We start from the raw sequence: 15,197 nt of genomic DNA on the forward strand, positions 1-15,197 counted from the left end.
TTGTGCCCGTCCGTGGGCGGCGGATACCGTCGTCGGCACGAGCGAGTCCCCGACCCGAGGCAGACCCCGCTGCCCGTCGCACTCCTCGACCGCCCGAGCCCCGGAGGCCAGCCATGGCGACACCCGCCGCATCCTCGTCCACGCCCGGCCCAGCCGCCGGAGCAGGTGACGCCCAGCCGTCCCTCGTCGAGTCCCGCTCCATCGACTGGGTCCCGCTCGACGAGCGCCACGGTCGCCCGCGTTCCTTGTTCTCGCTCTGGTTCATGTCGAACGCGCAGGTCACGACCTTGGCGACCGGCATGCTCGGTGCGGCGCTCGGAGCGAACCTCGCGACGTCCCTCCTCGCGATCGTGCTCGGCGTGGCCGTCGGCACCGTGTTCACGGCCTTCCACTCGGCGCAGGGCCCACAACTCGGCCTCCCGCAGATGATCCAGTCGCGCGCCCAGTTCGGCTACCGCGGCGTCGTCCTCATCTGCGCGATCGTCGTGTTCAGCCTCGTCGGCTTCAACATGTTCAACCAGATGCTCGGTGCGGACGTCCTCACCATGACGACCGGTGTCGACGCCGGCGCGGGCTGGTACGTGCTCATCAGTGGTGTCGCGGTCCTCCTCGCGATCTTCGGCTACTCATGGATCCACCGCACGCAGTCCTGGCTCACCGCGCTCTTCCTCGTCACCTTCGGACTGTTCACCGTCGTCGTCCCCTTCGTCGTGCCACTCCCGGCCGACGCACTGTCCTTCGCGGAATTCAACTGGATCGCGTTCCTCGTGCAGTTCGGCGGTGCAGCGGCCTACGCACTCGGCTGGGCCCCGTACGTCTCCGACTACTCGCGCTACCTCCCGCCGCAGACCAACCCCGGCCGCGCCCTCGCGTACACCTACGGCGGCGTCTTCGTCGGTGCCGTCTGGCTGATGGGCCTCGGCGCGTTCGTCGCCAGCGCGTTCCAGGGCGCCGATCCTCTCGAAGGGGTCCGCGATGCGGCCGACGCGATCCTGCCCGGCTCGGGCACCTGGTTGCTCGTCGCGGCACTGCCCGGGCTGATCAGCGTCATCACGGTCAACATCTACGCCGCCTCGATCGAGACGATCACGATCATCGACTCCATCCGGCCGGTGCGGCCGACGCGCGCCCTGCGGGTCATCACCTGTCTCGCCATCGCCGCGCTCGCGGTGATCGGCTCCGTGCTCAGCACCGGCGAGTTCCTCGCGAACTTCAGCAGCTTCCTCGTCGTCCTGCTCTACGTCCTCGTGCCGTGGACCTCGATCAACCTCGTCGACTACTACCTCGTGCGGAAGGGCCACTACGTGGTCCGCGACATCTTCACCCCGAACGGTGTCTACGGCGCCTGGGGGTGGCGGGGTCTCGTCGCCTACGCGATCGGGATCGTCGCGATGATCCCGTTCGTCGTGACGGTGTGGTTCACCGGTCCGATCGCGCAGGCGCTCGGCGGGGCCGACCTCGCCCTGTTCATCGGCCTCGCCGCGTCCGCGGTCTCGTATGTGCTCCTCTCCCGGTCGCTCGACCTCCGCGGCGAGCGTGCGGCCGCCGAGCGCGACGTCACCGAGACGGGCCACCAGGCCGTCGCGTTCAGCACCCGGCGCCGCTGACGCGCAGGCGGGTGCGCGCCCGCTCCGCGGCACCCGATTACACTCGACGACGTGATCGGATCGGACGGAACGGGCGAGCCCGGCACACCTGAGAGCACCGACGCACCTGACGGCACCGACACCCGCATCGCGGACCCGGCCCCGAAGCACACGCCACTGTGGACCGTCCTGTCCGCCTGGCTGCTGCGCGTCGAACGCTGGCTGCAGTCCCGCGGCGGCTCCCGACTGCGGGGCGTGCTGTGGCAGCTCTGGGGGCTCGTCGCGATCGGCGGGATCCTGCTCCTCGTCGGCCCGGTCATCAACCCGCCCCTGACCCTCGACGACCTCACCGACGAGGCGTCCGACGTCACGGACAGCTGGATCGCCCGCTCCTTCTCCGCCGACTACCACGTCACCACCGACGAGGACGGTCGGCTCGTCACCGACGTCGAGGAACGCATCGACGCCTTCTTCCCGAAGGACCTCGAGGACTCCACCATCGAACGGGTGCTCGCCACCGAGTACGAGGGGCACGCCCTCGACCCGTCCGGCATCACGGTGACCCTCGACGGCGTGCAGCAGGACGTCACCCGGGAGCGGGCGGCGGTCTTCCTGCGACTCGTGGTCGAACCCGGCGAGCGGCTCACGGGAGATCACGACCTCGTCATCCGGTACCGGCTCTCCGACCTCGCCTACGTCACCCAGGACACCGCCACCGGGCAGCCCGTCGACCTGCTCCGGTGGGACGTCTTCGGACCCGACCTGCAGCAGGCCGTCGCGAAACTCGACGTGCGGGTGACCATCCCGCAGGAGCTCGACGACCGGCTCGTCCGGCAGCCGCGGGGCTCCTTCGCCTGGACCCTCGTGGGTGCCGGGCAGTGGCTCACCCCCGAGCCCGACGCGCCACCGGGCGAGGTCGCCTACAGCTTCACGGTCGACGACACGGCCCCGCCCCACTCGCAGGCGCGGTTCACGATGCCGTTCGAGGCGGGCTCGATCAAGATGCCCCCGCAGTCGTGGATCTTCTGGCTGCAGACCTTCGGGCCGGTCCTCCCGATGCTCGTCCTCGCCGCGACGCTCCTCCTGTCGTTCGCCGCCCGGGCCGTCGCGTGGGGCGACGCCCGCGGACGCCCGTGGTACGTCGCCCAGTCGGAACCGCCTGCCGGCATCTCGCCGCACACCGCCGCACACCTCCTCCGGTCGCCCGCGACGATGGAACTCGCCGAACGCCTGAAAGACGCGGCGATCAGTGGAACCAAGCAGCAGGCCAAGCGACAGGCGCGCCTCATCGCGGCGGCGGGTGCCGCCAAGCGGGCCGGTCGTCTGGGCGATCGCCCCCGCGCCCTGCGGCGATACCTCACCGGGCCGGAACGCGCCGGCCAGGTGCGCGAGGGCCTGCGGCGGGTGCCGAAGGGCTTCGTCCGCGACTGGTTCATCGCCGCACCGATCGCGCTGACCCTCCTCCAGTGGGGCATCGTCCGGCAGCTGTCGCATCAGACCGTGCTCGCGGTGGTGTGGTGGCCGCTCGCGTTCGTCGCGCTCTCGACCGTCTTCGCCGTCATCGTCCTCGCGATCGCGCTGACCGCCCGGCCGTTGACCCGCAAGGGTGCGCTCGTGAAGCAGCACCTGCTCGGCATCCGGGTGTTCGCGGAGCGGACGCAGCTGCTCGACCGCACCAGCCTCCGCGACCGGCTCCTGCCCTACGCCGTGCTCGGCGCGCCGCCCCGCGCGACCGGCCGACGGGTGGCCGCACTCATCGCCCCGGAGATCACGATGCCGGCGGCCGCGGCCGCTCGCGCCTCGCGTGCCGACGGATCGGCGACCGGCTTCCTCACCGCGCCGCGCATCGCCGTCCGCGTGCTCGCCCTGCTCCTCGTGGCCGGTGCGATCGTCGCGGTGAACATCCTCCCCGCCCCCTCGACGGAGTCCGAGACACCCCGTTCGTACACCGGTGACCTCGCCGGATCGACCCTCACGCGGCTCGCCTCGGCCGAGTTCGACGCGGTCCTGGAGCAGACCGACCGCGACGGCGCCCGGCTGCGCACGACCGAACGGCTCGGCGTCGACTTCTCCGACGAGGGTGCGGTGCCCGGACAGGTGGTCCGCGAGTGGCCCGCCGTCGTCGACGGGCAGGACCTGGGGCTCGCGGTGGACTCCGTCACGATCGACGGCGAGGATGCACCCTTCACGACGGAACGGGAGGACGGACGACTGCTGCTCCGCACGACGTTCGGCGAGGTGCTCACCGGTCTGCACGACGTCGTCATCCGGACGACCGCCACGAGGCCCGCGGTCGCTGCGTCCATCGACGGCCGCGACGTCGACCGGATCCACTGGGTCGCCCTCCTCGACGGCTGGTCGAGCAGTACCGGGTTCGACGAGGACGACCCGCCGGAACCGTTCCGGTTCAGCTTCACCGCCGACGACGCGTTCCTCGACGATGCCGTCAGCGCCGGCTGGACCCCGCCCGAGGCCGCGGCCTGGCGACCCGCGGCGGCCGAGGACGGATCCGGGCAGGAGACGGCAACGCTCGACCTCGCGCCTGACGACGGCAGGTGGCCGCTCGACGCCCGCTACGACGACCTCGGCGTGGCCCTCGACCTCCCCGCCGGCACGGTCGCCGGTACCGACGCCGGCGCTGCGGCCTGGGCCCGGACGGCGACGCTGGCACCCGGGCTCCTCACCCTCCTCTTCGCCGGTGTCTCGATCCTCGGCTGCGCGATCGGCGCGATCGGTACCGTCCGAGGGCGTGGTCGGGTGCGGGAGCCGGGGCTGCTCCGTGACGCGGTGCGGTGGCTGACCCCGGCGGCGCTCGTCGCCGCGATGGTGCTCGGCATCCGTGAGCTGGACGCCATCGACGGTGACGACCCCTTCGGCGGCCTCCTGCTCGGCGCCCTCGTCGCCGACGTCGTGGCGATCCTCGCCTGGTACTTCCTCGCCCTGCGGGGAGGGAAGCGCGCCTAACCGACGAGCGTCGCAGGCCGCGGAATAGCATCGTCGGATGTCGACCACCGCACCTCCCGAGATCCTGCGCCTCACGGCCTTCGCCGCCGAACCGGGTGGTGGGAATCCTGCCGGAATCGTCCTCGACGCCTCACAGCTGTCGGACGCCGAGATGCAGGAGATCGCCACCGAGGTCGCGTACCCCGAGACGGCGTTCGTCGTCGACACAGGTGTCGACGGCGACGACCGCCACGTACGGCTGCGCTACTTCTCCCCCGGTGCTGAAGTGCCGTTCTGTGGCCACGCCACCATCGCGACGGCCGTCGTGCTCGCCGAACGCCGAGGTGTCGGTCGGTTCACGCTCGAGACGAACGTCGGACCCCTCGTCGTCGAGACGACGAACGACCCCGAGACCCGCTCGATCACCGCGTCCTTCACGAGCGTGGAGCCGACCGTGCGTGATCTCGACCCGGAGGTAGCCGACCGGCTGCTGTCGATCCTCGGGCTCGAGCGGTCGGACCTCGACGAGCGGTGGCCGCTCCGCGAGTCGTTCGCCGGGAATCGGCACCCGGTCGTCGCGGTCCGCGAGCAGGACGTCTTCGACGGCTTCACCTTCGACCCGGCCGCGCTGCGCGGGCTGATGGACCAGCAGGGGTGGGCCGGCACCGCGACGGTCGTGCACAGCCACGGCTTCGACGACCGCGGCATCCTGCACGTGGAGGCCCGAAACCTCTTCCCCGTCGGGGACATCACCGAGGATCCGGCCACCGGTTCCGCGGCTGCTTCCCTCGGCGGCTACCTGCGTGCGCTCGGTCTCCTCACCCCTCCGGCTCGGATCCTCGTCCGGCAGGGCCACCATGTCGGCGCGCCCAGTCTGCTGACGGTCGACGTGCCGGCGACCGGCGGCATCACCGTCTCGGGGACGGCGAGCCCGATCGGGTGAACGTGACCACCGGGTAGCCGCGCTCGGCGTCCAGCGTCACCTCGGCCGCGACGCCGTAGACGTCGGCGATGAGGTCCGCCGTGAGCACCTCGCTCGGTGCGCCGGCGGCGACCACCCGACCGCCCCGCAGCACGACCACGCTGTCGCAGTACATCGCGGCCAGGTTGAGGTCGTGGATGGCGATCACGGTGGTCAGCGGGAGCGCGCAGACGAGGTCGAGGAGCTCCAGCTGGTGTCGGATGTCGAGGTGGTTCGTCGGCTCGTCGAGGAGCAGCTCGCGTGGTTCCTGGGCGAGGGCCCGTGCGATCTGCGCGCGTTGACGCTCGCCGCCGGAGAGGGTGTGCCAGAGGCGCCCGGCCTGGTCGAGCAGCCCGACATGCGCGAGCGCACGCTCCACGGCGACGTCGTCGGCCGCGGTCTCGCCGCCGAGTCCCGAGCGGTGCGGGATCCGTCCGAGCCGGGCGATGTCGCGCACGGTGATGTCGACGTCGGTCTCGGCGTGCTGGGTCACCGAGGCCACCGAACGCGCGATGCGCCGCCGCCCGACCGAGGCGAGGTCGACGCCGTCGAGCGTCACGAGTCCGGCGGTCGGCTTCACGAGGCCGTGGAGCACCCGCAGGAGGGACGACTTTCCCGAGCCGTTCGGGCCGAGGAGACCGACGGTCTGTCCCGGTTCGGGGTGCAGGGTGACGCCGTCGACGACGAGCGCACCGCCGCGGTTCCAGGTCACGTTCTCCGCGTGCAGCGTCATCCCCGCTTCCTCCTCCGCGCAAGCAGCGCGATGAACACGGGCACCCCGACGAGTGCCGTCCCCACGCCCACCGGCAGCGGTGTCGGCGAGAACGCGACCCGCGAGCCGGCGTCAACCCACACCATGAAGATGGCGCCGATGATCGCGGTCGCCGGGATGAGCCGACCGTGCCGCGGTCCGACGAGCAGGCGGGCGGCGTGCGGGAGGACGAGGCCGACGAAGCCGATCGCCCCGGCGACGCTCACCAGGGTCGCCGTCATGAGGGCGGTGGCGATGAGGAGGACCGCCCGCGTCCGCCCCACGTGGATGCCGAGGGACGCGGCGACGTCTTCACCGAATGCGAAGGCGTCGAGCGCGTGGGCGTACCGCAGGCACAGCAGGGAGCCGGCGACGACGACGATCGCGCACAGGATCACGTCGTCCCAGCGCACGCCCTCGAGTGAGCCGAGCAGCCAGAACATCACGCCGCGGGTCTCGTCGGAGTCGGCGAACGCGAAGATGACGAGCGACGTCAGCGCCGAGAACAGCTGGGTGCTGGCCACTCCGGCGAGCACGACCCGATCGGTGCCGCCGCCCGACAGCCGGGCCAGCAGGAGCACGAGTCCGAACGCGACGAGGGCTCCGATGAACGCGCCACCCGAGAGCCCGATCGACACCCCGCCGAGTCCGAGGATCCCGATGGCGACCGCGCCGGTCGATGCACCGGAGGAGATGCCGAGGATGAACGGGTCGGCGAGGGGGTTCCGGAGCAGCGACTGCATGATGACGCCGCAGAGCCCGAGTCCGGCTCCGCACGCGGCGGCGACGAACGCCCTGGGCAGGCGCTCCTCCCACACGATCGCGTCCTTCGACAGTTTCACCGGGATGTCGGTGACGCCGAGGTGGTTCGTGACGATGTCGCGCACGTTGACGAGCAGGATGTCGGCCGGGCCGAGGGTGATGGCCGCCCCCACCGAGATGAGCAGCAGCAGCACGCCGGCGAGGACGAGGACCGCGGCGATCACCGCCCGGCGGGCTCGGGGTGCAGGCCGCCGGGCGGTGTCGACGCGGGTCGCTGTATCCGGATTCGTCACCGTGTGGGGGTTCAGAGCTCGTCCTCGTGCTCGACCCACCACGCCTTGATCTTCTCGAGGCCGTCGACGAAGCGGATGGACGGGTTCAACTCGGCACCGTGGAGGGCGATGTACCGCTGGTTGCGGACCGCGTCGATGGTCTTCGTGAGTGGGTCGGACTCGAGGAACGCGATCTTGTCGGCGAGGCGGTCGCCGGGGAACCGGTCGCGTTGCAGGTCGCCGAGGACGAGCACCTTCGGGTCGCGGTCGACGAGGTCCTCCCAGGTGGTCGCCGGCCAGTCGTCGGTGGCTTCGGTGAAGACGTTCTCGAGGCCCGTGGTCGAGGCGAGGAGCGCGGCCGAGCCGAGTCCGCCGCCGACGTAGGGCGTCTTCGTGTCGGCGAACCAGAACGCGACGGTCGTGCCGTCGAAGTCGACACCCTCGGTCGCCTTCGCGGCCCTGGCCTGCAGATCGGCGACGAGTGTTGCTGCGCGGTCGGACACGTCGAAGACCTCGCCCATCTCGGTGATCTCCTGGTACAGCGCGTCGATGGTGAGCGGCGTCGTACGAGTGCCGCCGCCGTTGATGCTCGTGCCGTTGTCGCAGTCGGTGGGCGAAAGGTAGCTGGGGACACCGGTCTCGGCGAAGCGGTCGCGTGGGGCGACGCCGCCCTCGTTGAAGTGGCGGCCGAAGGAGGCGGTGACGAAGTCCGGGTCGGCTCCGAGGACGACCTCGTAGGTGGGGGCGTTGTCGGCCAGGCGTGGGACGTCGGCGTTGGCGGCGGCGAGGGTGTCGAGGACGGGGTCCGTCCAGGAGGCGGTGCCGACGATGCGGTCCTCGAGGCCGAGGGAGAGCAGGATCTCGGTCGAGTTCTGGTCGAGGGAGACGACCCGCTGTGGTGCGGCGTCGATGGTGACCTCGGTTCCGCAGTTGTCGAGCGTGAGCGGGTACTCGGTCGCGCCCTGCCCTGCGGCGGCGGTCGACGCCGGTTCGACGGCTTCGGAGGCGCCACAGGCGGAGAGTCCGAGGGCGAGGACGGCTGCGAGGGCGAGACTGCTGGCGGCGCGCTGGTGCACGTCGACTCCTTCGTTCAGGGCGGGGACCTAGGAAGGATAGCCTTACCTGACTGGTGGGGGCGAATCGGCCCTGTACGGTCCTCCGAGCACCCGACTGAGCGGGTCGACGACCCCCGGGCTGATGCCCAGCACTGACCGCTCCTCCAGATACGCTCGCGGCATGACCCAGGCACGTTGGCAGAAGCTCACTGAATGGCCTCTCGTGATCGCTGCGGTCGTCTTCCTCGCGGCGTACTCGTACGAGGTGATCGCCGAACCCGGCGGAAGCGTCGCCGAGGTCATCATTGCGGCGACGTGGGTGGTCTTCGTGGCCGACTACGCGGTCAATCTGGTGCTCGCGAGACCACGATGGCGATGGTTCTCCACACACCTTCTCGACCTCGCGATCGTCGTCCTCCCGATGCTCCGGCCGTTGCGCCTGCTCCGGCTCGTCACGCTCCTGGCGATACTGAACCGGACCGCCGGCGCCGCCTTCCGAGGACGGGTCATCATCTATGCCGCGGGCGCGTCCACCCTCCTGGTGTACGTCGCAGGTCTTGCGGTCCTTGATGCCGAACGCGGCGGTGACGGCTCGATCCAGACACTCGGCCAAGCCCTCTGGTGGGCATTCGTGACCATCACCACCGTCGGCTACGGCGACTATTTTCCCGTGACGTACACCGGACAGTTGGTTGCCGTCGGAGTCATGATCGGCGGGATCGCCCTCATCGGTGTCGTCACTGCCACCCTCGCCTCATGGATCGTCGAGCGCGTCGAGCAGAAGGAGGCCGCATCCGAAGCGATCACCAGTGCGCACATCGAAGCACTCACGACCGAGATCGCGTCGCTTCGGCAGCTCATCGAAGGGACAGTGAGCGAGACGCTTCCGGACGACGCATCATCGAAGTAATTGCAGACCCACTACATTCCTTCTGAGAGCGCGCAGCATGAAGAGCCCAGAGCAACGTGAAGAGTGGCGCCGCCAAGCGCGCGAGCCAGACCCCAGCGTCCGCTGGAACCTGACATCCCGCGAGAATCTCCCCGAAGAGATCTTCGCCATCCTCACCGCGGACGATGACTTCATGGTTGCGTCAGGTGTGGCCCACAACTACACCGCTCCCGCATGGGTGCTCGACGAGTTATACACACGCGCAGGTCTCCACGAGATCGCTGCCACGAACCCGAACGCACGGCCCGAGCTCAAAGACCAAGCCCCCATCGGTTCGTTCAGTCGAAACTCGATCGACCGGTACCTCGAGCAACGCAACGCCTCGCTCGCTCGTCGACGCCAACTCACTAGCTTGTACGAGCACGGCGTTCATCCCGGCGGCCCGCTCCTTGGGACGGTCTGGGCCTCGATTCATGGGCAATCCGTTTTCTCAGAAGACTGATACCGGCACCCTGCCCAATGGCGTGAGTCATCGGGCACATCTGAGACGTGTCGGAAAAAGCAACAGGTTTACAAGACACACGGGGCGTCGATGACTGCGGCGAGCTCAAGTGCAGAAAGCTACAGATCTCAGCGGTGGTCACTTGTCTCAAAAACTTGTCTCAACTCTTGGTGTGTCTCATCGAGACTCGCACCGATTTCTGAGACAGGCTGACGCCATGAGGCAGATCGGGTACACCAGAGTCAGCACGGCCGGCCAGGGCGCGCAGCTGCAGCTCGACGCGCTCATCGATGCCGGCGTCCAGAAACGTGACGTGTTCGCGGACGTGACCTCTGGCAGCAAGACCGCAATCGAGCGTCCGGGCATGACGAAACTGCTCGAGTACGCCGAAGCAGGCGACACCGTGATTGTTTGGCGCATCGACCGCCTAGGCCGATCTCTCATCGACGTCCTCAACACCGTCGAGCTCCTGCGCGGCCGCGGCGTCCACGTACGATCACTCTCCGATGGAATCGACCCCGCGACGTCGACGGGCCGACTGATGCTCCATATGCTCGCCACGCTGGCCGAGTATGAGCGCGAGCTGATCGTCGAGCGCGTGAACGCGGGCATCGCCGCGGCGCGCGAATCGGGCACCCGATTCGGACGCCCGCCGGTGAACCCTGATGTGATCGCCGAGAAACTCGCGATCGTTGCCGAAGCCCGCAGCCGCGGCCGGACCGCCGCAGAGGCGGCCTCTCTCGTGGGCTGGAGCCGAGCGACGCTCTACAGACATCAGGTCGGCTTCAGAAACGAAACTGCTCACTCTGCTGAGGCTTCGAGTGGCTCGGGTTTCCGCGACTAGTTCTAGCATCCGACGCACGCAGGACGCCCTACCGGCTGGGGCCGCTCGGAAGGTACCGAATCCTGCAGTCCTCGCTCGCGCTCATGGCACCACCGTCCTGTGCTGAATATCGCCTACCAAAGCGATGGCCACACCCTTTCGCGCGACCACGACAGGCCGGCGCCGCAAACAGGAATGCTGCTTTCGCAGATGACGTGCTTTTTTGAGAGCCGCAGGGAAGAATCGACATCATGAGCGTTATCTATCGGTCCCTATGGTCAGACCAAATCGAATCAGATCGGGGAACTGGCGTTAGTCGGCTCAAGCTCCGTGTTGCAGCCTGGACCCAGGAGCGGACTTCACCAGCAGAAATCCCGGAGGGGCAAAGCTCGTACGAGGTCTCTCAGGGGAGACAGCGGTCGGTTTTTCTAAGATCCTTCGCCGACGACTCATTCGAATTGACAGCGACCGACCATATTCCGACCGACCCCACGGAGTGGATAACGACCGTTCGAGTTGTTCGAGATGGCAGCAGCGTTCATACATCTGTCGAGCTGAGCATGTCATCCGACGATCTCGCCCTGAGGGTGTCGGTTGGCAGACCCCGGATCGTTCATGAATTGCTGGACGCATCGAAAAGACCCCACCTGGGAGCGAGTCGCATTTTGCAGGAGCACCTCTCGGTTCCAGAGAACGGGATTGGGATCCTCACGGATTTGCTTGCGAACCAAGATCGCACGCTTCCGGTCATCGTTTGCGCCGAACCGGCCCATTCGAAGGACGATACGTGGCTGCTTCTCGCAGCGAAGATCGCCGCACGAGCCGAAGGTATCGCAACCGTGGTAACCATCAGTGACAGCGCCGCAGCAGCGTTCAAGAGCGAGTTCGGCTCTCTCGCAATTTGGGATGGAGGTGTACGTATCTACGCCCCCGGCTCGGTGACCAAGGAGTCGGAAGGTTGGCGACACCGCTACTACGTTAGGTCCCGAGTGGAGTCGGCCAAGCAGCAGACCATCGATCGCATCGTCTACTCCGTCGCACAGCTGTCAGCTAGACGTCGTGTACCCGAGGTGTTCCGGATCTTCGGACATCAGTCGGAGGTACCGTCGGGCACACCGGACGGGATGGTGCCTGAGAGCGAGCTGCTCAGCGCGCAGGAACGGTGGGAATTTGACCTCGAAGTTGCCAGGGACGAGCAGAGTGCGCTCGAGCGCGAACTCTCCAGTGCCAATGGTCACCTAGCGCGCCTAAAGGCCGCCCTCATTGACGGAGGCCACGCCGATTTGCTCTGGGGAACCGAGCATGAAGAGTTGACCTCGATTCCAGACTCCGTCCAGTACACGTCCGAAGCGGCGATGGCAGCTCAGGCCTACTTGTCTGAGTGGCTTACTCTGCCTGACTCGGCAATCCGCGAGCTTGAGGACGTGGACAGCGCCCCGGAAGCCTACAACTGGGGAAACAAGACCTGGCGTGGACTCCGCGCTCTGGCCGCGTACGCTGAGGACCGTGCTGGCGGTTGGGACAAGGGTGGATTCTGGGAGTGGTGCGCGTCGGGGCCACTGCTCGGCTGGCCGGCGACAACCAAAAAGCTGTCTATGACTGAGAGCGAGTCCGTTCAGAACAGTGACAAATTGAAGCGCGCACGCATTTTCAAGATTGATCGTGCCGTCCATGGATCCGGCGAGCTAAAGATGCTCGCCCATCTGAAGATCTCGGAAGGTGGGGGAAGTTTGGCACCCAGAGTGTACTTCCACGACGATACCGGTGGGCCCACGAAGAAGGTTCATATCGGACTCGTCGGTCCGCACTATCTTGTCCCGAACAAATCAACCAACTGACGCCAGTTCGGTAGTCGGCGCTTGCACATGGCCAAAGCGAAGATGCAGGCGAATGCGTCAGCGAGCATGGGGTGGGGTCGGCGAACTGACGGCACGCAACAACATTCGTTCGAGTGTTCGACCTCCGGAGGCTAGGAGCCAGCACCCGTCACAAGAATGATGCCGGCCTCATCACGCTCGGGTGAAATCAGCGACCGTTCCACGTAGGTCGCGCACCGGGATTCTCTAGTGCCTTCATCAGACATGATTTCGTGGCGACCTGGGGCCCTGCGGGGCCTGCAACGTTTCAGCTCCGATGCGGTCATGACGTCCGTTCACGTTTCCGCGACCGCCGAATGGTTTCGACACGAGCGGGACGTCAGATAACTCTTGCGCGATGTCGGTGGTCGGTGGTGTGATCGACACCGTCGGTGCAGTTCTGACGTACAAGAGGAGTGATCATGAGAACGGGATTCGTTCGCGTCCGTCACGCTTCGCCTCCGGTTCCGAGCGGTTGCCGCTGGTGTGGCCGAGAGCGAGGCAGCCATGGTTTGTACTTCACCCGGTCGGTCGGAAACCACTTCTTCATTGAGCCGACGTCGCAGCAGCGTCTGGCACGGATGCGGGCTAGGCGGGCTACTTCGCGAGGCTGACGAGCGCGTCGAACTTATCCCGCAAGTCCAGCGGGACGTCGTCCGATGTTTTCAGGCTCAGTGCCAAGCCGACGAGCATGTCTGGCTTCCCTGAAGGCGCGGTCGCCTCGTCAGTACCAGTGCGAACCATCTGCAGGATGTCCTGGCTGAACTTGCCTACTCGGTGTGCGTTGAAGTCATCGGCCATCCACGTGCGAGTGGGCGCGTCAGCACGTGGCCAAGAGTCGTTTGCCGCTGCAGCCCACTGTTCGTCCGAGAAGATTTCCTCAATCTCGGCCGGATCACCGAGATAGAAGCACTGCCTCTCCGGGTCGAGTCCGGCGCGGCGGAGCTTATTCGGACTGAACACGTGCTTCGCGTTGGTCCGAGAGTCCTCGTCCACGAGGAACACGACGTTGCGATCGTGGCTGTGGAGAAATTCAGCGAAGTACCGGGCTCCTTCATTGTTACTGCATGGCCAGATCGCGATACCGCAGGACTCGAGGTGGCGACCGGTGGCGAGCTTGAATAGGACTGGGAGCGCCCGCGCCTCGGAGGCGCCCTCTACTCCGACGAACAGTCGCTCGTGGAGGAGGACCGTATTGCGAAGCCCCACGCTCGCAGCTATCGCCCCGAGATGCGACCCAACTGCAGAATCATCGGCGAGGCGTTCGATCACCGTCCGGTGGTCTTCATGTCGGACGTGCACGACGTCGCTGATGTCGGTGCCGTCGATCAGATTCATAGAGTGGGAGGCGATGACGACGGTCACCTTCTCGTTCTTGGTTTGTTCGTGAATGAGGGCCATCAATTCGCGCTGGTGCCCGTAGTCGAGGTGAGTGTCAGGCTCGTCATACAGCAGCACCACGTCGTCCCCAGACTCGGCGAGGAGCGTCGCGTTGTACTCCCAGATCGCCAACGCAACACGCCGCGCCCGCCCGGCACCGGAGAGCTGCAAGTTGATGTCCTCGCCGGCTTGATTGGTGACGGTGATGTCGGTCGACTTCAGGCCGTTGGCGCTGGTGAAACTGACCGTCGGCCTGATCTGCACGTCCCCGATGTCTCGGACCTTCTCCATGATGTGCTGCCGGATTGTGTCTGCGTCTTCGACCAGGCGTGTCTCGAGGTCTGCTTCGATTGTGCGGACGTTGCCTCTAAGGTCGTCGGATTCGAGGTGTTGCCGATAGGCGGTCGTCAGAGTGTCTTTAATCGCCACCTCGGCGTCGACTGCGCTAGTTGCGTCGAAACGACGCCCTGCTGGCAACGCTTTACCGAGGGCAGGAGTCGCGTTCACCCATTCCGTAGTCTGTGGCGCGGCAGCAGCGGCAGCTTCCAACCTTTCGAGAAGTTCCGCTTTTTTGCCCTTTGATGTGTCCAGGTCGAGCGTCTTCAACCGGTCCTCGAGCTGAGCTACTCCGAGCGTCTCCAAATCACGCAGTCGCGTGTCGGTCGGTACTGAACACTGCACCTCTAGCACTGCTTTCGCTTCGGCTCGAACTATGCGACGAACCTGCAATGACGAAGCACCGAATGTGGTCGCCTCATCCTTATCGAGCATGAACTCGCCTGCGACCCAGGTTTCCGGAACGCGTTCGATACCACCGTCTGACGCAGATCTGAACGTCTCGTCGGCGATGCTCAAGTAGGTGCGATCCGATTCAGTGAGTGTATAGCCGTCGAGGAGGAACAGAATCGCGTGGATGATTGCAGACTTGCCCGCATCGTTGTGTCCAGCGAGCACGGTCGGAGATCCGAGCTCAAGCTCGGAAAGCTCCCGGATCGATCGGAACCCCGCAACAGAAACACTCCGCAACCGCACGTTACTCCCCCCATCCGACGACAATACTCCCGAGTCTACGAGCACCAGCGCGGCAGCCGACACACCCCGTTCGGGTGCGAACTCCTCGGTTATCCGTAGAGTCCCGCTCGGAGCTCGGCGGAACCTATGGCGATAGATTCCACTCAAGGCCTTTCCTTCGATCGGCTTAGCGATTGTCGGCATGCCGCCGCGTAGCACTCTGTTCTATCGATTCTCCGACTGCTGGCGGATGCGGTGGGAAGTACCACCGCTAGCGATTGGCCGGATTGACAAATCTGGCGATTCTAAGCGATCGCGCCGCTCTCGCTCCCAGCAGCACCCTTGCGGGTAACTAAGTCGGGCAGGGTATACGGGCATCCCGGCAATGGCGCGACGGCGACTCGAA

At 66.7% G+C, this 15,197-nt stretch carries 11 protein-coding genes; 7 read left to right on the top strand and 4 right to left on the bottom strand.

Annotation, left to right across the window (positions count from 1 at the left end; all coding sequences use genetic code 11):
- The first annotated feature begins 113 nt into the window (after positions 1-113).
- From ASF68_RS09180 to ASF68_RS09190, 3 genes are read left to right on the top strand one after another with little or no spacing between them, the layout of a single operon-like run.
- Entirely contained in the window at positions 114-1,607 is a 1,494-nt protein-coding gene (locus ASF68_RS09180; protein WP_082498556.1) for a cytosine permease, read from the top strand.
- Positions 1,608-1,658: 51 nt separating this feature from the next.
- Positions 1,659-4,550: a hypothetical protein gene (locus ASF68_RS09185; RefSeq protein ID WP_056009499.1), complete on the top strand. Its 2,892-nt coding sequence runs from the start codon at positions 1,659-1,661 to the stop codon at positions 4,548-4,550.
- A gap of 37 nt (positions 4,551-4,587) precedes the next feature.
- Positions 4,588-5,472 (top strand): PhzF family phenazine biosynthesis protein, encoded by an 885-nt coding sequence (locus tag ASF68_RS09190; RefSeq protein WP_056009501.1) that lies wholly within the window; start codon positions 4,588-4,590, stop codon positions 5,470-5,472.
- Here the strand turns inward: ASF68_RS09190 and ASF68_RS09195 are convergent.
- The 3 genes from ASF68_RS09195 to ASF68_RS09205 are packed head-to-tail and all read right to left on the bottom strand — an operon-like array spanning position 5,438 to position 8,351.
- The gene (locus ASF68_RS09195) at positions 5,438-6,223 is read right to left on the bottom strand and encodes an ABC transporter ATP-binding protein (protein WP_056009503.1); all 786 of its coding nucleotides are present in this window, start codon (positions 6,221-6,223) and stop codon (positions 5,438-5,440) included. The genes ASF68_RS09190 and ASF68_RS09195 overlap by 35 nt on opposite strands.
- A complete protein-coding gene (locus tag ASF68_RS09200; protein WP_056009505.1) occupies positions 6,220-7,296 on the bottom strand; it encodes an iron ABC transporter permease in 1,077 nt (358 codons plus the stop codon). Before ASF68_RS09200 ends, ASF68_RS09195 begins: the two co-directional genes overlap by 4 nt.
- An 11-nt stretch (positions 7,297-7,307) precedes the next feature.
- Entirely contained in the window at positions 7,308-8,351 is a 1,044-nt protein-coding gene (locus ASF68_RS09205) for an ABC transporter substrate-binding protein (protein ID WP_056009507.1), read from the bottom strand.
- A 160-nt stretch (positions 8,352-8,511) separates the two neighbouring features.
- On the opposite strand from ASF68_RS09205, the gene ASF68_RS09210 reads away from it, so the two are divergent.
- The 4 genes from ASF68_RS09210 to ASF68_RS09220 all read left to right on the top strand — a co-directional run bounded on the left by ASF68_RS09210 (position 8,512) and on the right by ASF68_RS09220 (position 12,382).
- The gene (locus ASF68_RS09210; RefSeq protein ID WP_056009509.1) at positions 8,512-9,240 is read left to right on the top strand and encodes a potassium channel family protein; all 729 of its coding nucleotides are present in this window, start codon (positions 8,512-8,514) and stop codon (positions 9,238-9,240) included.
- Between the two features lie 37 nt (positions 9,241-9,277).
- Positions 9,278-9,721: a hypothetical protein gene (locus tag ASF68_RS18745; protein WP_157580279.1), complete on the top strand. Its 444-nt coding sequence runs from the start codon at positions 9,278-9,280 to the stop codon at positions 9,719-9,721.
- Positions 9,722-9,938: 217 nt separating this feature from the next.
- The gene (locus ASF68_RS09215) at positions 9,939-10,565 is read left to right on the top strand and encodes a recombinase family protein (protein WP_056009511.1); all 627 of its coding nucleotides are present in this window, start codon (positions 9,939-9,941) and stop codon (positions 10,563-10,565) included.
- Between the two features lie 230 nt (positions 10,566-10,795).
- Complete coding sequence (locus tag ASF68_RS09220; RefSeq protein WP_235526773.1) at positions 10,796-12,382, top strand: hypothetical protein; 1,587 nt, start codon at positions 10,796-10,798, stop codon at positions 12,380-12,382.
- 615 nt (positions 12,383-12,997) lie between these two features.
- Here the strand turns inward: ASF68_RS09220 and ASF68_RS18750 are convergent.
- A complete protein-coding gene (locus tag ASF68_RS18750; RefSeq protein ID WP_157580281.1) occupies positions 12,998-14,995 on the bottom strand; it encodes an ATP-dependent endonuclease in 1,998 nt (665 codons plus the stop codon).
- Between the last annotated feature and the right edge of the window lie 202 nt (positions 14,996-15,197).

Source organism: Plantibacter sp. Leaf314 (assembly GCF_001423185.1).
Lineage (GTDB): Bacteria > Actinomycetota > Actinomycetes > Actinomycetales > Microbacteriaceae > Plantibacter.

Excerpts from the sequence above, each read along its gene's own strand:
- ASF68_RS18750 (WP_157580281.1), bottom strand. The coding sequence starts at position 14,995 with ATGCCGACAATCGCTAAGCCGATCGAAGGAAAGGCCTTGAGTGGAATC.
- ASF68_RS09180 (WP_082498556.1), top strand. The coding sequence starts at position 114 with ATGGCGACACCCGCCGCATCCTCGTCCACGCCCGGCCCAGCCGCCGGA.
- ASF68_RS09190 (WP_056009501.1), top strand. The coding sequence starts at position 4,588 with ATGTCGACCACCGCACCTCCCGAGATCCTGCGCCTCACGGCCTTCGCC.
- ASF68_RS09195 (WP_056009503.1), bottom strand. The coding sequence starts at position 6,223 with ATGACGCTGCACGCGGAGAACGTGACCTGGAACCGCGGCGGTGCGCTC.
- ASF68_RS09215 (WP_056009511.1), top strand. The coding sequence starts at position 9,939 with ATGAGGCAGATCGGGTACACCAGAGTCAGCACGGCCGGCCAGGGCGCG.
- ASF68_RS18745 (WP_157580279.1), top strand. The coding sequence starts at position 9,278 with ATGAAGAGCCCAGAGCAACGTGAAGAGTGGCGCCGCCAAGCGCGCGAG.
- ASF68_RS09210 (WP_056009509.1), top strand. The coding sequence starts at position 8,512 with ATGACCCAGGCACGTTGGCAGAAGCTCACTGAATGGCCTCTCGTGATC.
- ASF68_RS09220 (WP_235526773.1), top strand. The coding sequence starts at position 10,796 with ATGAGCGTTATCTATCGGTCCCTATGGTCAGACCAAATCGAATCAGAT.